Origin of the sequence: Vibrio zhugei (assembly GCF_003716875.1) — a bacterium.
GTDB classification, from domain to species: Bacteria; Pseudomonadota; Gammaproteobacteria; order Enterobacterales; family Vibrionaceae; genus Vibrio; species Vibrio zhugei.
In genome coordinates this window covers 292,898-315,186 of the sequence record NZ_CP033077.1, presented here as the reverse complement: position 1 = coordinate 315,186, position 22,289 = coordinate 292,898, and the positions used below count along the sequence as shown (strand labels likewise).

The 22,289-nt window shown below is 45.3% G+C and carries 17 protein-coding genes and 1 pseudogene; 10 read left to right on the top strand and 8 right to left on the bottom strand.

Going from position 1 to position 22,289, the window contains the following annotated elements; all coding sequences use genetic code 11:
- Window positions 1–28: 28 nt before the first annotated feature.
- Window positions 29–1,642: a BCCT family transporter gene (locus tag EAE30_RS01520; protein WP_123014348.1), complete on the top strand. Its 1,614-nt coding sequence runs from the start codon at window positions 29–31 to the stop codon at window positions 1,640–1,642.
- A gap of 136 nt (window positions 1,643–1,778) precedes the next feature.
- Here EAE30_RS01520 and phoA read toward each other — a convergent pair whose 3' ends face one another.
- Entirely contained in the window at window positions 1,779–3,197 is a 1,419-nt protein-coding gene (gene phoA, locus EAE30_RS01515) for an alkaline phosphatase (protein WP_123014347.1), read from the bottom strand.
- Window positions 3,198–3,668: 471 nt separating this feature from the next.
- Here phoA and EAE30_RS01510 point away from each other — a divergent pair, with 471 nt between their 5' ends.
- Window positions 3,669–4,274, top strand: a complete 606-nt coding sequence (locus tag EAE30_RS01510; RefSeq protein ID WP_123014346.1) for a MarC family protein — start codon at window positions 3,669–3,671, stop codon at window positions 4,272–4,274.
- A gap of 220 nt (window positions 4,275–4,494) precedes the next feature.
- Window positions 4,495–4,845 (top strand): hypothetical protein, encoded by a 351-nt coding sequence (locus tag EAE30_RS01505; protein WP_123014345.1) that lies wholly within the window; start codon window positions 4,495–4,497, stop codon window positions 4,843–4,845.
- Between the two features lie 131 nt (window positions 4,846–4,976).
- On the opposite strand, the gene EAE30_RS01500 is transcribed toward EAE30_RS01505, so the two are convergent.
- From EAE30_RS01500 to EAE30_RS01495, 3 genes and pseudogenes are all read right to left on the bottom strand, one after another.
- The gene (locus EAE30_RS01500) at window positions 4,977–6,203 is read right to left on the bottom strand and encodes a glycoside hydrolase family 6 protein (protein WP_199287033.1); all 1,227 of its coding nucleotides are present in this window, start codon (window positions 6,201–6,203) and stop codon (window positions 4,977–4,979) included.
- Between the two features lie 75 nt (window positions 6,204–6,278).
- Window positions 6,279–6,389: pseudogene (locus tag EAE30_RS19220) on the bottom strand (PKD domain-containing protein); the annotation flags it as partial.
- A gap of 12 nt (window positions 6,390–6,401) precedes the next feature.
- Window positions 6,402–7,193, bottom strand: a complete 792-nt coding sequence (locus EAE30_RS01495; RefSeq protein ID WP_123014343.1) for a PKD domain-containing protein — start codon at window positions 7,191–7,193, stop codon at window positions 6,402–6,404.
- Window positions 7,194–7,521: 328 nt separating this feature from the next.
- On the opposite strand from EAE30_RS01495, the gene EAE30_RS01490 reads away from it, so the two are divergent.
- A complete protein-coding gene (locus EAE30_RS01490; protein WP_123014135.1) occupies window positions 7,522–8,469 on the top strand; it encodes an IS30 family transposase in 948 nt (315 codons plus the stop codon).
- A gap of 539 nt (window positions 8,470–9,008) precedes the next feature.
- Here EAE30_RS01490 and EAE30_RS01485 read toward each other — a convergent pair.
- Both EAE30_RS01485 and EAE30_RS01480 read right to left on the bottom strand, forming a co-directional pair.
- On the bottom strand, window positions 9,009–9,227 hold the full coding sequence (locus tag EAE30_RS01485; protein ID WP_164711765.1) for a hypothetical protein: 219 nt from the start codon (window positions 9,225–9,227) through the stop codon (window positions 9,009–9,011).
- Window positions 9,228–9,425: 198 nt separating this feature from the next.
- Entirely contained in the window at window positions 9,426–10,373 is a 948-nt protein-coding gene (locus EAE30_RS01480; protein WP_123014135.1) for an IS30 family transposase, read from the bottom strand.
- A 153-nt stretch (window positions 10,374–10,526) separates the two neighbouring features.
- On the opposite strand from EAE30_RS01480, the gene EAE30_RS01475 reads away from it, so the two are divergent.
- From EAE30_RS01475 to EAE30_RS01450, 6 genes are all read left to right on the top strand, one after another.
- On the top strand, window positions 10,527–13,760 hold the full coding sequence (locus EAE30_RS01475) for a non-reducing end alpha-L-arabinofuranosidase family hydrolase (RefSeq protein WP_123014341.1): 3,234 nt from the start codon (window positions 10,527–10,529) through the stop codon (window positions 13,758–13,760).
- 114 nt (window positions 13,761–13,874) lie between these two features.
- Complete coding sequence (locus EAE30_RS01470) at window positions 13,875–15,038, top strand: sialate O-acetylesterase (RefSeq protein WP_164711764.1); 1,164 nt, start codon at window positions 13,875–13,877, stop codon at window positions 15,036–15,038.
- A 335-nt stretch (window positions 15,039–15,373) separates the two neighbouring features.
- Window positions 15,374–16,390, top strand: a complete 1,017-nt coding sequence (locus tag EAE30_RS01465) for a Gfo/Idh/MocA family protein (protein ID WP_123014339.1) — start codon at window positions 15,374–15,376, stop codon at window positions 16,388–16,390.
- 141 nt (window positions 16,391–16,531) lie between these two features.
- Entirely contained in the window at window positions 16,532–17,713 is a 1,182-nt protein-coding gene (locus EAE30_RS01460) for an amino acid aminotransferase (protein WP_123014338.1), read from the top strand.
- Window positions 17,714–17,740: 27 nt separating this feature from the next.
- Window positions 17,741–18,469 (top strand): ATP-dependent zinc protease family protein, encoded by a 729-nt coding sequence (locus EAE30_RS01455; RefSeq protein ID WP_123014337.1) that lies wholly within the window; start codon window positions 17,741–17,743, stop codon window positions 18,467–18,469.
- A gap of 427 nt (window positions 18,470–18,896) precedes the next feature.
- On the top strand, window positions 18,897–19,274 hold the full coding sequence (locus EAE30_RS01450; RefSeq protein ID WP_123014336.1) for a hypothetical protein: 378 nt from the start codon (window positions 18,897–18,899) through the stop codon (window positions 19,272–19,274).
- Between the two features lie 282 nt (window positions 19,275–19,556).
- On the opposite strand, the gene EAE30_RS01445 is transcribed toward EAE30_RS01450, so the two are convergent.
- The gene (locus EAE30_RS01445; RefSeq protein ID WP_123014335.1) at window positions 19,557–21,311 is read right to left on the bottom strand and encodes a PTS fructose-like transporter subunit IIB; all 1,755 of its coding nucleotides are present in this window, start codon (window positions 21,309–21,311) and stop codon (window positions 19,557–19,559) included.
- Between the two features lie 17 nt (window positions 21,312–21,328).
- A complete protein-coding gene (gene pfkB, locus EAE30_RS01440; protein WP_123014334.1) occupies window positions 21,329–22,279 on the bottom strand; it encodes a 1-phosphofructokinase in 951 nt (316 codons plus the stop codon).
- Window positions 22,280–22,289 lie beyond the last annotated feature (10 nt).

Sequence of the window (22,289 nt, the reverse complement as noted above, 5' to 3'; positions counted from 1 at the left end):
GAAGGGCTATAACCATTAGGGTATTATTATGGACGAGGATGCATATAAGCAGCACAATGATAAAGATGTATATAAAAAGTACAGCATAGACACGACGGATTATGAGGTCGGTCAGGATAACGTTCAGAAATGGGGGTTTGACGTACATAACCCTGTTTTTGGTATCAGCGCTGGACTTATTTTATTATTTTTAGGTTCGCTACTTTTTGTTGATCCAAGCGTTGCAAAAGACACGCTGAACGCGGTGAAAAACAGCATCATTGACCAGTTCGATGGGTTGTTCATGTGGTCCGCTAACTTTTTTGTTTTATTTACTTTTGCGATTATGTTATCGCCACTAGGCAAGATTCGCATTGGTGGCAAAGACTCTGTTGCTGACCACTCTCGTGGTTCTTGGCTGGCGATGCTGTTTGCTGCCGGGATGGGGATTGGCTTGTTGTTTTGGGGGGTTGCAGAGCCTACCGCTTATTACACCGATTGGTTCGGAACCCCTCTCAACGTGCCACCAATGACACCGGAAGCGAAGTCTCTTGCCTTGGGGGCGACGATCTTCCACTGGGGGATTCATGGTTGGGCTATCTATGCAATCGTTGCGCTGTCACTGGCCTTTTTTGCTTACAATAAAGGTTTACCTCTTTCCATGCGCTCTGTGTTTTATCCGATTTTTGGTGATAGAGCGTGGGGTTGGTTGGGACACATCATCGATATCATGGCCGTATTGGCGACGTTATTTGGTCTAGCCACGTCTTTAGGGCTGGGTGCTCAGCAAGCCACAAGTGGTATCAACTACGTCTTTGGTACCGACGGTGGATTTGGTATGCAATTGGTGGTCATTGTTTTTGTGACTTTGATTGCCATTATTTCAGTGGTTCGCGGCATTGACGGCGGAGTAAAACTGCTGAGTAACATCAATATGGTCTTCGCGTTCTTATTGCTCATTTTCGTTACGATTGTATGCTTTAATACCGCGATCAAGTCCGTTCCTGAAACCTTGATGGCGTATATTGAAAATATTATTCCGTTGAGTAATCCGCATGGCCGTGAAGATGAAACATGGATGCATGGTTGGACGGTATTCTACTGGGCTTGGTGGATTTCATGGTCACCATTTGTCGGTATGTTTATTGCCCGCGTTTCTAAGGGCCGTACCGTGCGAGAGTTTTTGTTCGCAGTCGTGTTTATTCCAACATTAGTCACTATTGTTTGGATGGGGATTTTTGGCGGTATCGCTTTGGATCAAGTGATCAATAAAGTAGGAGCACTAGGAACGAATGGTCTGACTGATATTTCTCTTACCTTGTTCCAAGTATACGACCAACTGCCATATGGTCACATTATCTCTGTTGTGTCGATTGTGCTTATTTTGGTGTTTTTCATTACATCATCGGATTCTGGCTCATTGGTTATCGATAGCATTACCGCTGGTGGTAAAATTGATGCTCCCATACCGCAGCGTATTTTCTGGGCGTCGATTGAAGGTGCAATTGCCGCGATGATGCTTTGGATCGGTGGTACTGATGCCTTGCAAGCTTTGCAATCGGGCGTGGTAACGACGGCTTTACCATTCAACTTTATTTTGCTCTTGATGTGTTTTAGCTTAGTAAGAGGGTTGAGAACCGAGCTGCATCTTTACACTAAGTAGTAGCGAAGACGATTCCTCGACGAAAAAGACCAGCCTTTGCTGGTCTTTTTTTTGGTCATGCAGTCTGCTGTGATAGCGATGCTGTCATCACTCAATAGGGTCGGTATCTCCATTCATGAGTGAAGAGCCGCCTTACTTATAATTTCAATGCGTTTTTGATCGTGAAAAAGAGATCCGTTTGGTCGGACAATCCGACCACATTGTCAGCTTGAGGGCCATATGCGGCGATGCGCAATTGCGTCCCTGTATGTCCTTGACTGCTCGTTTCTGAGTTACCATAACTGACTGACATCACCGTATGATCATGTGTCATTAGCGCTTCCGATAACCTTGGTGTTTTTGCATCTGGGTACACAATTTGAGAAGAATGGGCATGGTCGGCAGTGACAATCACTAAGGTATGGCCGTCTTGCTTGGCGAAAGCAAGGGCTTGTTGAACCGCTTCATCCAGATCGACTGTTTCGCCAATTTGCCCGCAAGGATTCGCCGCATGGTCTTGTTTGTCAATTGATGCCCCTTCAACCTGTAAAAAGAAGCCTTTATCATTTTCTTTCAAGAGATCAATGGCTTTTTGGGTCATCCGCGCCAGTGTAGGAATATCGGCAGTGCGTTGTGGATTGGTTTGACATGTGACGGGTGGCTGTTTCAGATTGCCGTGATAACTGGCTTTTGGGCCAGTCCAGCGCACGGGCATATTGCCGGGTGCAAACAACCCTAGTACTGGCTGGGATGGGGTGGCGGTGTGTAAGGCGTCCAATTCTTTAGCATTTCGTACAATCTGATAGCCTTTTGCTTGCGCTTGCTGCATTAAGGTTTTGCCGCGCCACTCTCCGGATTGGGCTTGTTCTGCGAAGGTTGCCGCGCCGCCACCGAGAGTAACATCCGCACGCGTGTTGATGAGTTGTTCTGTAATCGACCCCATCCCGCCGTTTGATAGTAAGGCTTGTGGACAACGTTCACTTGTTACTTTCGGCCCATAGCATTTTCGTTGTGAGATATGTGCGTATTCAGCGGCGGGTGTGGCATCTTGAATTTCAGCAGTGCTGACATTGCCAGTTGCCAGTCCGCTTTGTTTTGCTATTTCAAGCAAAGATCGATGAGGCTGGCCGTATACGTCGACTCCTAGAGCGCCGTTATACGTTTTTGTTCCGGTCGACCAGGCCGTGCCTGATGCCGCTGAATCTGTGACATAATTGGGTTTATGCGTTTTTTTATCGAGTGAATAGTGGGTGTATTGACCAGTAAAAGGCAGCATATCAATGCCACTAAAAAAGCCACTTGCCCCTTTGGCGTAATTACGAGCAATGGTAATTTCTGAATCTCCCATGCCATCGCCAATCAATAATATAACGTTTCTCACATCCCTGTCAGTCAGTGCCTGTTGCAATGGTTGATTGATGTCTTGATGCAAACGTCGCGCTCCGCCGAAAGCCGTGAGATCACCCGTTGCTGCGCGTTGAGTCCATGCGAGATCATCATGGGCGGAAGTATGATCCGCACAGCCGGATAAGGCTAATGTCGTACTTACGGCTAGCCCGATTAGAGAGAGTTTCATTCCTTGATTCCTTTATGCATAGTATGAATGAGTGGAGAATTAAGCATAAAAATCAATTATTTCATTATGATGACTGTGGCATATAAAAGGGTGCAAATAGGAGACGGTAAGTCGGGAGTTGCGAACTAAAGAGCCCTAGAAGGTATTGCATAGGATGCTATTTGAGGTGAGAGTAGTGCGAGTTTTCTGCACCATGATGAGCCGTTCCAGCTTGGTTTTATCCGCTTTTGCGTATTTCTAACACGAAACTAAACACTTAGTAACAAATGGCAAAGACATGACGTCATTTATTTACCTTTAATATAGTATTATAGAGATTACGTTCCGCCTGTGTTTGTTGAGTTTTCTTATAAGATGAAAGATGTGGGGTTCACACACCAAACACAACAGGCGACGTCTCTCCAGTCTCGCCTAGTTATCCGATTATGAGGGACTCTCTGTATAGTATATGAATAAAGGAATACACGGCCTGTGATAGATAAAGTAATACATGATTTTCTTATTATTTGGGCTACCGTTGATCCCATCGGTACCATGGCATTGTTTGTGAGTTTAACCGCAACCATGCCGGCGAAAGAGCGAAGAAAAACCGCTTATCGAACCATTTTTTATGCGGTGGTGATCTTAGTTGGGGCCATTGGTGTTGGTCAGTTGCTTTTGGGCGCGATGGGCATTAGCTTAATTTCATTTCAGGTAGCTGGGGGGATTATTTTATTCTTATTCGGTTTGCAGATGATTTTTGCCGATGGCAAGAAAGAGGAAACCGGAGAGCCAATGCATGACATCTCTATCTTTCCTTTAGCGGTTCCCGCGACGGCATCACCAGGGGCCATTCTCGCGGTCATTCTCATCACAGATAACAATGTCTACACGATTCAACAACAAGCGATCACCTCGTTGACGATGTTAGCCGTCTTAGCGTCGACGTTGCTGTTGTTGTTGTTTTCCGGAGGAATCCTTCGTGTTATCGGCAATGGTGGCGCATCCTTGTTAACCCGTATTATGGGGATGATTCTAGCGGCGCTCTCTGTAGAATTCGTGATGGACGCACTCGGTATGGCCAATTTAGGCAGTTAATTCTAGTCATTCGGTAAGAAAAGATGGCAAGCAAACGTCGTCGTCCGCTCTGTGTATTGATTGGCGGATAAGACGTGTTAACGCTTGGCAAGCAATAGAGTCTAGTGACGCCGATGGGATAGGGAACATCATTACAGTGTCACTTTTTTGATGTGGTACGACTCAATAGAGTTGGGCGCTGCTTTCAGATATAATGCTTTGTTTCAAAGGGAGCGCCATCATGGAGATGCTCATTATTTCATCTGAACAGCAAATGCGTTTGATCATGTTGTTCAGCCGCCATTTAGCTAAGCAATCAGATAAAGCGTTAATTAAAGAGTTAGATGCTCATCCGATTGCTTCTACCGCTTATCTTGCATTTAAAGCGGCCACCGATCTACGTGTTGAGCGCATTGCTCTTCCTGTGGGGGACGATAAAAACGCGGCGTTAGAAGGGGGCGATTTTTTATACCGTTATTTGGCGAGAGGATACATTTGTTTGGGAGAGCACAAAGGGGAACCTAAACCCAGTCTTGCCGCATGGGGTGTTCGTTCAATCCGTAAGTTACCCAAAGTTGGTTTTGGATTATAAGTTGTCGCGTTATTGTCTTTGTGTCATGTTTTCCCACAATGAAACACCGGATCTGTTATAAGATCCGGTGTGGATTATCCGACTGTTTCCAATTATTTGGAAACAGTCAGAGAGCGGGTTATTGATTCCGCTTATTCAGCAGGAGGACCCGCTGGCGTGCTCACTGGTGGGTAAGCATTTTGCAGTAGATATTGGAATCCTTCTGAGTACCAACGTCCCGCATGTGGGGCTTCATCCATGGCGCCAGTTGGATAAGCCGCGGCATTACTCATTTTGTCTGGATCGCACATTGGATCATACTGTTTAGCTGGATCATCTGGGTCCGGTTGGAAGTCGGGCTCAGACATACCATCAGATTCACTTGGTGGTTTTACCCACACGAAGGCATCGACACCGTTATAAGGGTCAGCCCATGGTTTGTAGCCAATACCACTTGGTTGGTTACACCAGTTACCACGGTGGTAACGACGGTCAATCCTTGATTCATCAACATAGGTGTTTTTATCCGATGAAGAACTGACTTGAGTGGGTCGTTCAGGACCGCCCCAGCCGTTACGACCAGTATCGATCAACATGCCGATGGTGGTGGGAGCGCCTTTGGCTATCATGCGTTTACGGAACTCAATCGCATAGCCTTTTTCGTCAAAGTTCGGGTTCCACTCATAGAAATCGGCACTGCGAATCGGGCCTCCGCCGACATTCTTGTCTGGATTTGGAAGGTAAGTTTCAACCAATGGACTGTAGTTCGCGGTATTGGTTACAAAACCTGCAACACTGTCCCATTCTGCGTCGGTGCCTTTAATCACGTTGGCAATCAATGTAATCGCCGGATCAAAGTTACTATCCCAGCCGAGCCAACCTGAGTGAGCTGCATCGATGTAGGAATACACGTTTTTGATTGGCGAGAACTTATTCAGGGCGTAAGTGATCCCTTCACGATAGCCACCTGGGCCATTGGCTTCGGCACATTTTGGAATGTCCAAATTGGTGACAAGGTTGGGTAAAGAGTCGATCTCGATAACGGCCGCAATGCGGATGCTCTGATACTTAGGATCGGCAAAGATTTCGGCAATTGGGTTGATAAACTCGTTTTTATAGCGAACCATGTCGCCTTCCGAAATGAGCAATTCACCATTCGAGGCCACCGCTTTACAGTCTCGATTAGGCAAATCATAGACCACCACAGTGAACAGGTTTGCACCTTGTTCAAGCGCTTTATCTAAGTGTGCCCGCAGCCCCATTTTGGTGTCTGTCCCTTCAATTGCACCAATGCGATCTAGCCAAACCCCGGTGTTTTGGTCTGCGATGGCACTACCGCCTGGTTCGGCTTCTGCTTTGCTTGACCACTCTGGGTTCACGTACCATTTGGCATCACGGAATGGGTTGTCTACACGTTCAACTGTTGGTGGGACATCCTCATCGGTAACATTGACTGTTTTGACGAGTTTATGGGTATCGATACTGTCGGTGACAATGAGTGAAACGGTATATTGACCCGCATCGGCATAGGTGTGTGATGTACTGACACCTGACCCGGTTGCTCCATCACCGAAGTCCTAGATATAGGTAAGGACATCGTTGTCCGCATCCGTTGAGGCAGATGCATCAAAGTTAACCAACAACGGTGCTTGTCCGGAGGCGGGGGTGACGGTCATCGCTGCCACTGGTGGAGTGTTGCCCGATTCAGTGGTGACATTAATCACGGCTGTTGCCGTATCCACACCCGTGCCATCATCCACCGTCAGTTTGGCCGTGTATTCGCCCGGTTCGGTATAGGTATGTGTCACGTCTTTACCTGCGGCGGTTTCACCATCACCAAAATCCCAAATATAAGTGAGTGGATCGCCATCGGCATCGCTTGAACGTCCAGCACTGAAGCTGACTTCTAGCGGTGCAATCCCAGAGACAGGGGTTGCGTCAGCGACCGCGTCAGGTAAATTATTGCTCGATGGAGGGGTGTCAGTGCCGCTACAGGTTGACCCCATGAGTTCAACATTGGCTGCACTCACACCATTGCGAGTTCCCATAAAGTTAACGGCTAAGCTTTGGCCTGCTTTGATGGTTCCATTCCACTCTGTATTTTGAATGTAATAAGGGTTACTGCCTGAAAGTGTTCCACTCCAAGATTGTGTGACAGCTATCCCTGCGGGGAACTTCATGCCAATCTGCCAATCATTGATATCGGTGTTCTCGTCGTTAGTGATAGTGACCACACCTTGAAATCCTTTATCCCATTCATTGGTTAATGAATACGAACAGGAAGCGGCTTGCGCACCAATGGACGATATTGCTGCGCCTATTGCAAAGACAAGCGGCAATAGCCGGATCTGTTTCTTCCCTTTTCTCATTTCTAGTCTCCTAACATTGGATTTAATATCATCTCTTAATCTTCCCAATTAAGATGGTGACTACGTTATGGATTGAAGTACGGTTTACATGAATAAACACACTGCTTATTATTCATACTATTTGGGTCTAGGTGGCGCTCATATCTGCGTCAAGAAATAGCGACTAAATAAAATAGACAAAGCGATTTATTGTGAAGTCCTTCCACTAAACAAAGAGGGTAACCCCGATTTCAGATAATAAGTGCGACATTCATGGAAATATGTAGAAGAGGAAGCCAACTGCTGAAAGTGGTACGCTCTTCTCGCCAAAGAAACAAGCAGTACTACCATGAATTATCAACAGTTGACCGAAGGCAGAAGATACCAGATTTCTGCTCTTTTGGAACGGGGAATTTCGGTTCCTGAAATAGCTAAAACAGTTCAGTGCCACCGCTCGACGGTATACCGTGAGCTTAAACGCGGTCGGAAGGGAGAGCATTATTGCCCTAACGAAGCCCAGATGTCGTCTACCAAAAAGCGCAAAACAGCACGTAAATACCGAATACCAAAGGAACGTGTCGATTTTATCCGCCTTCTTTTAGAAACAGATTGGAGTCCAGAGCAGATTTCTAATGTATTAACGAAAATTGGTGCATCTGTCAGTCATGAGTGGATCTATCGCTTTGTTGCTCAAGATAAACGCTTGGGCGGTAAGTTATATCGTCACTTGAGACAAGGTCATAAGCGGTATCGCCGAGGTAAACAAGAGAAAGCTCCAGCGATAAAAAATGCCGTTTCGATTGATGATAGACCAAGCATCGTTGACAGTAAGGAGCGGTTTGGTGACTGGGAAATCGACACTGTGCTAGGTAAGCATGGTACAGGTGCAATGGTGACTATTTTAGAGCGTAAGACTCGATTTTACGTGGTAAAGAAAGTGCCATCTAAGTCAGCGGATGATGTCACCAAAGCGACAATAGAGCTACTGAAGCCCTATAAGAAACATGTCCATACCATTACGGCAGATAACGGGCGAGAGTTTGCAGGTCATGAAACCATCGCAAAAGAATTAAAGGCTGATGTGTACTTTGCTCATCCGTACAGTTCTTGGGAGCGTGGTGCTAATGAGAATGCGAACGGTCTTTTAAGGCAATATGTGAAGAAAGGAACCGATCTAACGACAGTGACGGACATCGATATAGAGTTCGCTTTATCGCGGATAAATTACCGTCCGAGAAAGTGTTTAGGCTTCAAGCAGGCAGCCATTATATTTGAGGAGATGGCTTTAGCTTCTTGATATTGGAGAGTGTCGCACTTCGCAGTTGAATTCGGGGGCGTTGAAATGGCCTCTATGAAGAGATGTATTTAAATAATATTCATCACTTCATTAGCATGACGTAAAAATAGAATAATCGTCAGTTAAGCGCGTCGCGTAATTGAATACTTTTTAAGTGATCTCGTTAACTAATTTGCTAAATTTATGTCGGCATTTTCACGCTAATCTAAAACGTAGTCTTTTACTTTAAAAGTGCAAGATTGATACTTTTCTCATCCATTAGCATTTTATTATCTTTGATCCTTGCCACTTCTTTTAGAGGCACATTAATCTCAACACAATATTCATTGAGGTATGCATCACAATATAGAGGCGACACAAAACTGATTGTGGATGTGAAAGGCAAATAATTCTCTATTTCCGAGGAAGAATTGAAATAACGCACGCAGAAAAGAATGTCAGCATTCAGACATTGTATATCTGTGACCAGAGTAATGTGCTAAATCCTGAGCAAACGAGTATACATTTGAAACACCTGAAAATATTACATCAATAACTCACTAATATATTGACGATAAAAAGTTAATCTCATGCCTAAAATCCCCCAAAACATCCATTAAAAAACTGAAAAATAACCATATTTTTATTAAAACAAGCACACCACGCTCCTCCATCAAGCATTGCCTTGCTTCTTGTTTTTTGAAATATTCTTGAAATTCTTGAAAGATGGAAATATCAGCTATAGCTCGTGACAGCGCTTCCAAATATTTGTAATTCACGTTAAACAACATAATGTATTTCTGATGTTTGGTTGTTAAAAAAGTGGCATTTCACGATTTGTTTAAAATATTACATTGTAATACAAAGATTTAAAGCCAATCACTAAATAAAATAAACCTTATATTAAAAATAAGTCATTGATAAAATTAAAGTATATTAAACCCGAATTCAACTGCGAAGTGCGACACTCTCCAATATCAAGAAGCTAAAGCCATCTCCTCAAATATAATGGCTGCCTGCTTGAAGCCTAAACACTTTCTCGGACGGTAATTTATCCGCGATAAAGCGAACTCTATATCGATGTCCGTCACTGTCGTTAGATCGGTTCCTTTCTTCACATATTGCCTTAAAAGACCGTTCGCATTCTCATTAGCACCACGCTCCCAAGAACTGTACGGATGAGCAAAGTACACATCAGCCTTTAATTCTTTTGCGATGGTTTCATGACCTGCAAACTCTCGCCCGTTATCTGCCGTAATGGTATGGACATGTTTCTTATAGGGCTTCAGTAGCTCTATTGTCGCTTTGGTGACATCATCCGCTGACTTAGATGGCACTTTCTTTACCACGTAAAATCGAGTCTTACGCTCTAAAATAGTCACCATTGCACCTGTACCATGCTTACCTAGCACAGTGTCGATTTCCCAGTCACCAAACCGCTCCTTACTGTCAACGATGCTTGGTCTATCATCAATCGAAACGGCATTTTTTATCGCTGGAGCTTTCTCTTGTTTACCTCGGCGATACCGCTTATGACCTTGTCTCAAGTGACGATATAACTTACCGCCCAAGCGTTTATCTTGAGCAACAAAGCGATAGATCCACTCATGACTGACAGATGCACCAATTTTCGTTAATACATTAGAAATCTGCTCTGGACTCCAATCTGTTTCTAAAAGAAGGCGGATAAAATCGACACGTTCCTTTGGTATTCGGTATTTACGTGCTGTTTTGCGCTTTTTGGTAGACGACATCTGGGCTTCGTTAGGGCAATAATGCTCTCCCTTCCGACCGCGTTTAAGCTCACGGTATACCGTCGAGCGGTGGCACTGAACTGTTTTAGCTATTTCAGGAACCGAAATTCCCCGTTCCAAAAGAGCAGAAATCTGGTATCTTCTGCCTTCGGTCAACTGTTGATAATTCATGGTAGTACTGCTTGTTTCTTTGGCGAGAAGAGCGTACCACTTTCAGCAGTTGGCTTCCTCTTCTACATATTTCCATGAATGTCGCACTTATTATCTGAAATCGGGCCTAATCCAAACTCATAGGATATTATTACTTTGTAAAAGGAATCCACAATGAATATAAAGTGTCTATCTAAGACCATGTATGCCAAGGCATCGGCAGCCATGGTTCTTGGAGTACTTGCAAGCAGTATGACTGTACCTAACTTCGCGCAGGCAGCAAACCCTGTTGTATCACATGTTTATACCGCTGATCCTGCCGCTCGTGTGTTTAATGGGCGAGTCTATGTGGTCACCACGCACGACCAAGATACTCAAACCGATTATAGCCAATTGAAAGATTACTATTTATTTTCTTCCGATGACATGGTGAATTGGCAAGACCATGGCATTATTTGGAATTCTAAAACCAATACCAGTTGGGCTAATTTGGCTTACGCCCCTGATTTTATCGAGCGGAATGGAAAATACTATCTGTATTTTCCTGATGGTGGCGGCTCAATTGGTGTCGCGGTTGCTGATAAGCCTGAAGGCCCTTATATCGATCCACTTGGTCGGCCACTGGTTGATAGCAGCACACCCAATGGCGCCGTTCAGTGGATATTCGATCCCGGCGTGTTTATCGATGATGATGGTCAAGCCTATTTGTACTTTGGTGGCGGTGGTGAAGGCAATGCCCGTGTGATCAAATTAAATGATGACATGATTAGCACCAGTGGCAGCGCGATATCCATCGATGTTCCGAATTTCTTTGAAGCGCTTTACATGCATAAGCATAACGGTACGTACTACTTATCGTATTCTTCCGACACCAGTTCGGGCATGAAAATTAATTATATGACCAGCAACAATCCGACCACAGGGTTTACCTATCGAGGTACGATTTTGCCCAACCCATGGGAAAATAATTCCAATAACAATCATGCCTCCATTGTCGATTATAAAGGGAAAAGTTACATTTTTTATCATAATCGGGTGGTCGCTAACGAGCGTGGCGCAAGTACATTTCAGCGCTCAGTCAACGTCGATCGTTTGGAGTACAACAGTGATGGCAGCATAAAACAAGTCAATGCTGGACGAGCTGGCGCTCCTCAACTGAAAACCGTCAATGCGTTTAATATCAATCAAGCTGAGATGTTTGATGAAGAAAGCGGCATTGAAACGGAGAAGGCGTCTGATGGTACTTTGAACATTATGATGGGCACAGGAGATTGGATAAAAGTCTCGGGTGTGAATTTTGGTAACGGGGCCCAAGAACTGAAATTGCGCGCAGCAACCGACACTGGCTCCAGTGTCGACGTGATTCTGGATAGTCTCAATAACGCGCCGGTCGCAACCATTAATATTAATGACACTGGTGGCTGGCAAACTTGGCAAACTCAACTTAATGCATTAAACACGACGATAAGTGGTGTGCATGATGTGTATTTGCGTGCCAATGGCTGGCATAACTTAAATTGGTATCAATTTAACGGCAGTGGTGGCAATGCGGGCAGTAGCTCATTATCGGTTGAGCTAGAGTCTTTCGCTGGGCAAAGTGGGTTTAGTCCTTTGAGTGTGAAATCAGAAGGAGGAGCATCCAACGGGCGATACATTGAATGGCCTAACAACGGCACTAATCAAGTCTTAAGTAGCCCTTCTAACTCTGCGAGTGGACAGGTAGCAATCACATTCCGCGTGTCTCAAAAAACGGATATCGGTTTTGAAATGCTTGCGTCATTAGCTGCTGGTTACGATGATTCGTTTTACTATCGGTTAGATTCCGGAAGTTGGATCACTCAAAATAACCTTGCCACTAATGGATGGGATAAAATTGCTCTGCAGACGTTCAATAATGTTGCGGCTGGCGATCATACACTCAGGATTTTACGACGTGAGGATGGCGCGAAATTAGATAAAGTGACTTTGAATGCTGCTAACGGCAATATTCGTTTGCTGACCAGTGATGGTGGGGCAGGTGATGGCGGTCAGTATCAAGTCCCTGATAACAACTTTGCCGACAATGGTGGTGCCGAAGGCAGCTTAATGAATTGGTCTAAAACGGCCGGCTCTATTCGTTTAAGCAATGCACAAAGTCACAGTGGTTCATCAAGTGTATTGATTACGGGGCGCACGGCAAATTGGCATGGTATGACCTTTAATGTCGGCTCATTAGTGAATGGTAATCAATATGATGTCGCGGTATGGGTTAAATTAGCCGCAGGCTCAGCGGATACGCCTATCACGTTGACAGCGAAACGCCAAGAAGACGGCGATAGCTCAACTTATAATGAGTATGAACAGGTGGCGACGGCGGTTGCCTCGGCGAATCGCTGGACCTTATTACAAGGTTTTTATACCCAAAGCGGCACGCCATTTGAGCACTTTATTATCGAATCTGACAATGAAACGGTGAGTTTTTATGCGGATGATTTTTCAATTGGTGGCGACACTGATGGGGCGAATCAAACGTGTGATCTGCAATCAAGCTTTAGCTGGACATCAACTGGCCCCTTGATTTCTCCGCAACGACGTAATTGGGCGTCAATTAAAGACCCAACCATTGTGCGCTACAACAATAAATATCACGTATTTGCGACGGTATTTGATACGGCGAAAAACAACTGGGGTGGTGTGTATTTAAACTTTAGTGATTGGAACCAAGCCGGTTCTGCCAATCAAGTTGATATGAGCACCACTCGTGCAGGCAATACGGTGGCCCCTCAAGTCTTCTTCTTTGAGCCGGAAAATAGATGGTACATGATCTACCAATGGGGCGCGAAATATTCCACTAACACGGACATCAGTAATCCAGCGGGTTGGACTACGCCTAAACCGTTGTTACGTAATGGGTTGAGTAATGGTATCGATTATTGGGTCATCTGTGACGATAACTATTGCCATTTATTCTTCTCTGGTAATGACGGCAAGTTGTATCGTTCAAAAGTCTCGATTGGTAACTTCCCGAACTTTTCCGGTTATGAAGTCGTTATGCAAGATAGCGTTGCGAGATTGTTTGAAGCGTCCAACGTTTACAAAGTTGAAGGCACCAATAAATACTTATTATTAGTAGAAGCTTATGCTCCTCGTTACTTCCGGTCTTGGACGGCGACGAGTTTAGACGGTCCTTGGACACCGTTAGCTGATACTAAATCCAATCCTTTTGCAGGCGCGGCCAATGTTGCATTCCCTAGTGGTAAATGGACGGATGATATTAGTCACGGTGAGATGATCCGTTCAGGATACGATCAAACCCTTAAGATTAATGCGTGTAATATGCAGTATTTGTATCAAGGGCAAAATCCAAACTCCGGCGTATCAGACTACAATCGCTTACCGTATAAATTGGGATTGATCAGCGCCAATTAGTCAGGCAGTTAGCCATCGCTACCTGAGAACGGGTAGCGATGGATATCGTAATGATGTGGTGGTGAATGTAGGCCGCCACATTCAATCTTACAACACACTATTAAGATGATGATTATGAACTTTATAAAAAGATCGGGCTTCACCGCGCTGCTTGCTTTATTGTCGATGTCTGCTGTGGCAGCACCGGATCCCAACTTTCATGTGTATTTGATGGTGGGTCAATCAAATATGGAAGGCGCGTCACCTGTCGAGCCTCAAGACCGTGTCACGAATCCCCGAGTCATGGTTCTGCAAGACGAATCGTGTGGCGGCATCGGATACTATGGTCAATGGCGTGTGGCCTCTCCACCGCTGGTCCGTTGTTCTGGTGCATTAGGACCTGGTGATAATTTCGGTAAAATCATGGCCAACAATTCTGATTCTAATGTCACAATTGGGTTAGTGGGCGCGGCACATGGTGGACAAAAAATAGAATATTTTCTGAAAAATTGTCGTGATTTTAACGCATGTACTCCGAGCTTTGGTTCGACACCGAATAACCTTATTGGTGGCTATCAATGGTTGCTTGATTTGGCCCGCAAAGCTCAGCAGAGAGGGGTAATAAAAGGCATTATTTTCCATCAAGGTGAAAGTAATACTGGGGATCCGGCTTGGCCTGGACGTGTTAAGCAATTAGTGACCGATATTCGTAACGATTTGGGCATTGGTAATGTTCCTTTTATTGCCGGAGAGCTTCCTTACCCAGCTTGCTGCTCTAGCCATAATCGTTTAATCGCGCAATTGCCTTCATTAATTACCAACGCCCATGTTGTCAGTGCAGCCGGTTTGAATATTCACGATCAGTATCATTTCGATTCGGCTGGCGCGCGTGAAATGGGGCGGCGTTATGCAACCAAAATGTTACAGTTGGTGGACACGAGTGCCGGGGATAATGATGGGACAGGCAATCACACTATCGTTGTTCGGTTAAGCGGCGTGGTTGGCGATGAAAGCGTTAATCTGCAAGTCGGTGGGACCACAGTAAAAAGCTGGACCGCGACAAATACAATGACAGATTATACGATACACACCGATGCCACCGGTGATATTCGTGTGGGCTTTACTAATGATGGCGGGAATCGCGATGTGCAAGTTGATTATATTGTCGTTAATGGTGCGGTTCGCCAAGCTGAAGATCAATACGATAACTCAGGAGCATGGGGCAATGGCACTTGTGGGGGCGGAACATTTTCTGAATGGCTGAACTGCAACGGCTCCATAGGCTTTGGCGCACTATAATCCCCGTGGCGATACCTATATAAGATGACGGTGAGCGAACTTTGGGCTATTGCCACTCTATGACACAGGTAATAGGTGATACTATTACCTGTTTTTATTTCTAGTCTGTTTTGCACGATAAGTTGAGTATTTTTCCCCAATCTTTGGTTGTTAAGCCAAGTGAATGGTGAGTGATACTATGCTGCGAATAAACGGTTTATTCGCTGGACTAAGCGGTTGAGCGCGCGGCTTTTTAGAGGCTGGCTCTTACCTCTCGCTTTCCATCGATGGATTCATTTATTGTGGTGACCGCAGACAATGTCGCCATCTCTTGAGAAGTATAATAAGGAACGTTTATGAATAAGTCTGAAGTCCGTTGGGGGATTGCTGGTGTGGGTCATATTGCTCATCGTTTTGTCAACGATCTGGTGAATCATTGTCCTAACGCTCTTTTTTATGGCGCTGCGGCTCGTCATAGTGCACGTGCTAAAACATTTGTTGAGCAGTTTGATGGGCAAGTAAGCTATGACTCTTATGTCTCATTAGCACACGATCCCAATATCGACGTTGTCTACATTGCCACTATTCATCCCGCTCATAAACCGTTGATCGAGCTGTACTTAAATCACGGTAAGCATGTACTGGTTGAAAAACCTGCATTAACCAATGTTGCTGACTGGGACGCGATGATGTCTCTTGCTGAACAAAAAGGCCTGCTGCTGATTGAAGCAATGAAAACACTGACATTTCCTGCTTATCGTGCGCTGCGCCAATGGATTCAAGATAAGCAATTAGTGATTGATCATGTTGAGGCCGCGTTCGGTGGTGTGGTACCCGTTGATGATAACAGTCGTTTGTTTGACGCTCATTTATGCGGAGGGGCCTCATTGGATGTCGGTGTGTATCCGCTGTGGCTATATGCCGACCTATGCGAGTGTTTAGGTCAGCCTATGGGGACGTTAACCACGGAATTTATGCAAGATAATCCCCAATCACAAGTCGATGACACGGCGATTTATCACTTTTCTGGTGCCGTTAGTGGCAAAATTGGCGGTTCGATTACGAGAGAACTGTCTAAAGTGGCCACTCTGACTGGCCCAGACTTGACGATTACGATTGCAGAAAAATGGTGGAATCCAAAAAATATTACCATTCATTATCAAGGTGAAGAGCATCGTATTGATACATCACCTTGTGGTGGCGGCTTTGAGCATGAAATTATCCATATGACCGACTTAATCCGTCAGCAAGCCACGAGCTCAGATATCATCAAAAAGCGTGTCGGTCGTCAGGTGATTGCCTGTGTTGAAGCGGCTTTGAGTGCGAATGGGTTTACGCATTTGACGCAGATTAATGGTGTGGCAACACAATGAGAACAAGGGGATTCGTCCCATTTGTTCAAAGCTTAAGCATTCTTGACGTTCTATGGTTAAAAAGATCAAATTTAGTTTGGCTTTTATCCGAGCAATGCTAAATTGAGCATTATTATTGAAGACACAAGGCAGTGATTTTATATGTTCTCCCATTTACCGACTCCGGTACTCGATACGATTATTTCGTTATCCGCAGCTTATCAAGTTGATCCTCGTGAAGAAAAAGTCGATTTAGGTATTGGTGTCTACAAGAATAGTCAAGGGCTTACGCCGATCATGAACGCCGTCAGTGCCGCGCAAACCCGAGTGACTGCTGAGCAAACCACCAAGGCGTATGTCGGTATCGCGGGCTGTGAACGCTTTAATCAAAGTATGACAGATTTAATCTTACCGCAGCCCTCAGTGCAGGCTCGTGTCGCTACGATTCAAACTCCTGGCGCCAGTGGTGGCTTACGTATGTTTGCCGATCTGATCAAATTTGCTGAGCCGGAAGCGACCGTATGGTTATCAAATCCCAGTTATGTCAATCATGCTCCCATCATGGAAGCGGCAGGATTAAAGGTGGAGTACTATGCTTACTTTAACTCTGAAACAAAAACTGTGGATACCGAGGCATTATTAGCCGATCTTGCAAACGTTGGCCCTAAGGATGTGGTACTGCTTCATGGGTGCTGTCATAACCCGACTGGAGCGGATATGGACTTTGCAACTTGGCAAGCGGTTACTCAGTTAGCACAAGCGCAAGGCTTTACTCCATTCGTGGATGCGGCGTATCTTGGTTTTGGCGACAGTCTTGAACAAGACAGTGCCGGATTGCGTTACATGGCCGAGCATGTCGACGAAATGATGCTGACGGTTTCTTGCTCTAAAAACTTTGGTTTGTACCGCGAACGCACGGGTGCCGCCATGGTGATTGCCAAAACCGCTGAACATGCCGCGAATGCAAAAGGGAAATTATTGAATTTAGCTCGCGCTTCTTACACGATGCCGCCAGACCATGGTGCGGCCCTTGTCAGAACGGTGTTACAGGATGATGAACTGAAAGCCAGCTGGATGACAGAGCTTAGTGAAATGCAGCATCGTTTGTTAAGCCTTCGTCAAAGTTTGTGTAAAGAGTTGAGAAATAAACTGAATACTTCACAATTCGACTTTATCGAACAGCACAAAGGGATGTTTTCGGTGTTAGGATTAACGCCAGAACAAATGTCTCGCTTGCGCGAGGAGTTCGCAATTTATGGTGTGACAGATGGTCGTATCAATATTGCTGGACTGACAGAAGATGCAATCCCTTACGTTGCTGATTCAATTATAAAAGTGTGTTAAGTCTTAACCATCTAATTAGGTGAATGAATGAAACAACAATGGAAAATCTTAGTACCTCTGATGTTGAGCGGCGGGCTAATGGCATGTACCACCACAGCAACTCAATCTCCAAATTCAGATGACAGTACTCAAAAAACTGCTGTTGAGATCGAGAAACATAAAACCACAGCACCGAGTGAAAAACAGGATGTGGTAGAGAGTAAAAAGAAACAGGACGCTGTTGTTAAAGATAAGAAAACGACATCCCACACGAGCACGAAGCCGCAGGTTGTAAGACCGAAAGTGGAAGGCAAAAAGCTCAGTGACGGTAAACTTATCCTGGGTTCGAAAGAATGGGTTCATTTACCGAATCTGAAAGAAAATCTTGATGCACGTGTCGATACGGGTGCGACCACCTCTTCATTGAGTGCAGTCGATGTGAAACCGTTTGAGCGCGATGGGAAAGATTGGGTTAAATTCAAACTTGAGCACAATGGTATTAAGAGTGAAGAAGTCAGTTTACCCGTTGATCGCTGGGTAAGAATCAAACAGGCGAATACTGAAAAAGGTGAACGCCGCGCCGTTGTGCGTATGTGGGTCGAAATTGGTGATCTTAAAGAGAAAACCGAATTTACATTGGCGGACCGTACTCATCTGTCGTACCCATTACTGTTAGGCCGTAGTTTCTTCAAAGATGTTGCAGTTGTCGATGTCGGCCGTACTTATGTACAGGGCAAAAACTTAGAGAACGATGATAAGAAAAAAACAGTGGAATAATTGCTCTTAGCAAGTCTCTTAAACCGATTAAAAAGTCAGCGTATTATCGCTGACTTTTTTTATTTTTATGACTATTCAAGTAATAGTGACGGGGTCATACGTTGACTTAGAGGAACCTTTGACACTGTGTTTGCTGAGAACTTTTCATGTAAATTCTTTCCGCGATTATAAACGTCTTTTGCTGTAATGAATCGTTAACTAATGTCGTAAATTTGCGGTTATGGTTAAAAACTATCCGATCGGGTTATTCTTGCAGCAAGGCTCTCATGGTAATGTTAACTCGCTTTTTAGCCTTCTTGGTGGTTATTCAGCTCATCGTGTCATTGATGTGTGATGGAAGTAGGCATTGTTGCGTTGCCTTAATGCAGCAAAGTGAAAACGTTCATATCAATCAATCGGTTAAACTCCGTTATCGAAAGGTCTAGCTATGAAATCTATCGCGATTGCTCAATTGTTTGTTGGTTTATCATGGTTTATATCAGCCCCCAATGCGTTGGCGAACGCTGAGATGACCGAGCCATCAATGACGGAGAACGCGGTATGCATGAATATCAGTTGCGAAGTCGATACGCTTTTCATATACGATGCTAATCGATTGAAAAGTGGCTTGCCTCAAGAGTTATCGAATGATGTGGCGGTGCTTGCGACTCAGAGTAAACGCTCTGAAGCGATAGGGTTGAGTGACAGCCTCAACGAGTCTTCGCGTGTTAGCTTTGCTGATGAAGAAGAGCCGAGCAATTCGTACATGGCTACCATTGATATTGAATCCAAATCGCTTCTGCTGACTGTTAATCTCATTATGTAATTTTTCTCGACATCATTTATACGGCATCAATGTGTGGTTTGCGCATTGGTGCCGTTTTCATTTTTAGCGTCCAGATTATCACGGACGTCTCTTTTATCCCTGTTTTGAAATGACTGATAAGTACGCCATGTTAACAGGGCGTGCTGTGCGTTAGAGAGCCATATTGAGAAGGGAATGTTAAGAAGGAAGAGCGAGCAATAAAAAACCGATGCGCTTGGCATCGGTTTTTTAAGGGGTAAGAGAGACATACATACGCCTCTCTCACCATTTGTGTACAACGTTTTATAGTAGGTTGCTTTCTACTTTAGGCACGGGTTTGATGGCGGAGTAGATAACCGCTGTCACGACAGTACCAACCACAATGGAGATGAGGTATAGCAATGCGTGTGAAATCGCACCAGGAATCAATAGAACAAAGAGACCACCATGTGGTGCCATCAATTTAATATTGAAGTACATTGATAGAGCACCTGTAATTGCACCACCAATCATACATGATGGAATGACGCGTACCGGATCTTTCGCTGCAAAGGGAATCGCACCTTCAGAAATAAAGCACAGGCCTAACACAAACGCAGCTTTACCACCTTCTCGTTCTGCTGTCACAAACTTACGACGTGCAACGAAGGTCGCAAGACCCATCGCGAGTGGCGGAACCATACCTGCGGCCATGATTGCAGCCATTGGTAGGTATTGTTGAGATGCAAGTAGACCCACACCAAACGTGTATGCGGCTTTGTTCACTGGACCACCAAGGTCGAAACACATCATCGCGCCTAAAATAATACCAAGTACGACGGCGTTTGCTTCACCCATGTTGTTCAAGAAGTTGGTCATCGCCGTCATGATTGCTGCGACAGGTGTGCCGACAACATAAATCATGACAAGACCCGTGAACAAACTTGCCACAAATGGAATGATCAAAATGGGTTTCAAGGATTCCATTGAAGTTGGAATCGGTAGTTTATCCGCGATCAGTTTGGCAGAGTAACCAGCGATGAAACCAGCAAGAATACCACCCAGGAAGCCCGCACCTAATGTGCTTGCTAACATACCACCGATAAGACCTGGCGCTAAACCTGGACGGTCAGCAATCGAGAAGGCGATGAAGCCCGCAAGTACAGGAATCATCAGCTTGAATGCCGCGCCACCACCAATGTTCATCAGTGCTGCTGGCAACGTGCCTTCTTGTTCAAATGCTTTAATACCGAACACGAAAGAAAGGGCGATTAATAGACCACCAGCAACGACGACTGGCAACATGTGTGATACACCAGTCATTAGGTGCTTGTACACGCCTTTCTTCTCTTCTTGTTGGCCACTACTTTCTTCTGTAGAGCCAGCGCCGCTTTGTTGGTACACAGATGCGGTCGCAAACGCGTTATTGATTTCTTGTTCCGTTTTCTTCAGTGCCGCACCAGTACTGGTACGATACAGTTTTTTACCGACAAAACGATCAAGAGATACATCGATATCACAGGCGATGATCACGACATCTGCTTGGGAAATCTGTTCGGCTGTAAGTTGGTTTTTCGCGCCCACTGAGCCACGTGTTTCAACATGAATCTCATGCCCAAGACGTTTGGCTTCTTCTGTTAGGGCATCGGCGGCCATAAAGGTATGCGCGACACCAGTAGGACACGCTGTAATCGCAACGATTTTCTTACTACCCGCCGTTTCACCTGCAGAGGAGACAGTTTCAGCGGCTTTGGTGACTTTGTCTGCGGTCAGTTCGGTTGCTTGCTCTGTCGCGGTTTTTAGGTACGCGGCAGCATCTGCCATGCATGCTGTAATGTCGCTTTGGTAGACTTTCTTACCAACGAAACGAGACGTATCAATATCCGTATTCGCGGCAATAATAACCACGTCCGCTGCGTCAATATCCGCTTGTGATAGAGGGGCGGCGTCAATCACCGAACTTTGGCATTCAACTTTTGCAGTCCAGTTTAGTGATTGAGCGGCTTGCTCTAGCAAGCCAGCGGCTATGATGCTGTTCGCCACACCACTTGGGCAGGCTGTAATAATGGCAATATTCATAGTGATGACCTTTTGTCTTATTCAGTAAGTGTACTTACTGGTTTTAATTGGATTTTTTCTTGTAGGGTTTTCAGTGCTTGTACGTCATCCATACCCACGCCCACTTGGGACACGGCTAATGCAGACAGCGCAGTAGCAAAACGAACGAGTTCAGATTTCTCCATTTCTTGCATATGTCCCCAGCACATACCCGCCACCAGCGTATCGCCAGCACCGACAGTACTCACAACATTCATGCGTGGTGGTTGAGCATGAAGCCATTCACCTTGGTTAAACCACATGGTGCCATTCGCACCCATTGAGACCACAATATTCTCAATGCCTTTGTCAGCCAGCTCTTCTGCAGCAACGCGGCATTCTGCTGGTGTATGCAGTTCGCGGCCAACAAATTGTGCCAATTCTTCATCGTTAGGTTTGATCAACCATGGGTGAGCATTGAGGCCCTGTGCTAATGCGGCACGGCTGCTATCAAACAAGACTTTTTTGCCCATTTGATGCAGTTTTTCAATCCATGCAGCACATTGCTCGGCAGAGACGCCCACTGGCAAGCTGCCCGCAATCACAAAGAAATCATGATCGTCGGCTAAACGCATTAGCGTGTCTTCAAAAGCAGCAATGGCTTCCTCATTGACGTGAATGCCTGGGAAGTTGATATCGCTGACTTCGCCATTGGCTTCCACCAATTTCACGTTAATACGAGTCGAACCTGCAATACGTACAAATTCATCGTGTGCGCCCATTTCGCTAAATAACTGTGCGAACATTTCTTGGTTATCAGCCCCTAAGAAACCCGTAACAGTAACATCGGCTCCCAAATCGCTAAGAACTTTGGCAACATTGACACCCTTACCTGCGGCATGGAGATCACTGTCTTTGACTAAGCTCACCGAGCCAACATTCACGGTATCAAGGCTACCGGTCAAATCTAATGCTGGGTTAAGCGTGATCGTGACTACTTTTTTCGTCATAACGATTTCC

Excerpts from the sequence above, each read along its gene's own strand:
- EAE30_RS01520 (WP_123014348.1), top strand. The coding sequence starts at position 29 with ATGGACGAGGATGCATATAAGCAGCACAATGATAAAGATGTATATAAA.
- phoA (WP_123014347.1), bottom strand. The coding sequence starts at position 3,197 with ATGAAACTCTCTCTAATCGGGCTAGCCGTAAGTACGACATTAGCCTTA.
- EAE30_RS01505 (WP_123014345.1), top strand. The coding sequence starts at position 4,495 with ATGGAGATGCTCATTATTTCATCTGAACAGCAAATGCGTTTGATCATG.
- EAE30_RS01495 (WP_123014343.1), bottom strand. The coding sequence starts at position 7,193 with ATGAGAAAAGGGAAGAAACAGATCCGGCTATTGCCGCTTGTCTTTGCA.
- EAE30_RS01490 (WP_123014135.1), top strand. The coding sequence starts at position 7,522 with ATGAATTATCAACAGTTGACCGAAGGCAGAAGATACCAGATTTCTGCT.
- EAE30_RS01480 (WP_123014135.1), bottom strand. The coding sequence starts at position 10,373 with ATGAATTATCAACAGTTGACCGAAGGCAGAAGATACCAGATTTCTGCT.
- EAE30_RS01475 (WP_123014341.1), top strand. The coding sequence starts at position 10,527 with ATGAATATAAAGTGTCTATCTAAGACCATGTATGCCAAGGCATCGGCA.
- EAE30_RS01470 (WP_164711764.1), top strand. The coding sequence starts at position 13,875 with ATGAACTTTATAAAAAGATCGGGCTTCACCGCGCTGCTTGCTTTATTG.
- EAE30_RS01465 (WP_123014339.1), top strand. The coding sequence starts at position 15,374 with ATGAATAAGTCTGAAGTCCGTTGGGGGATTGCTGGTGTGGGTCATATT.
- EAE30_RS01460 (WP_123014338.1), top strand. The coding sequence starts at position 16,532 with ATGTTCTCCCATTTACCGACTCCGGTACTCGATACGATTATTTCGTTA.
- EAE30_RS01455 (WP_123014337.1), top strand. The coding sequence starts at position 17,741 with ATGAAACAACAATGGAAAATCTTAGTACCTCTGATGTTGAGCGGCGGG.
- EAE30_RS01450 (WP_123014336.1), top strand. The coding sequence starts at position 18,897 with ATGAAATCTATCGCGATTGCTCAATTGTTTGTTGGTTTATCATGGTTT.
- EAE30_RS01445 (WP_123014335.1), bottom strand. The coding sequence starts at position 21,311 with ATGAATATTGCCATTATTACAGCCTGCCCAAGTGGTGTGGCGAACAGC.
- pfkB (WP_123014334.1), bottom strand. The coding sequence starts at position 22,279 with ATGACGAAAAAAGTAGTCACGATCACGCTTAACCCAGCATTAGATTTG.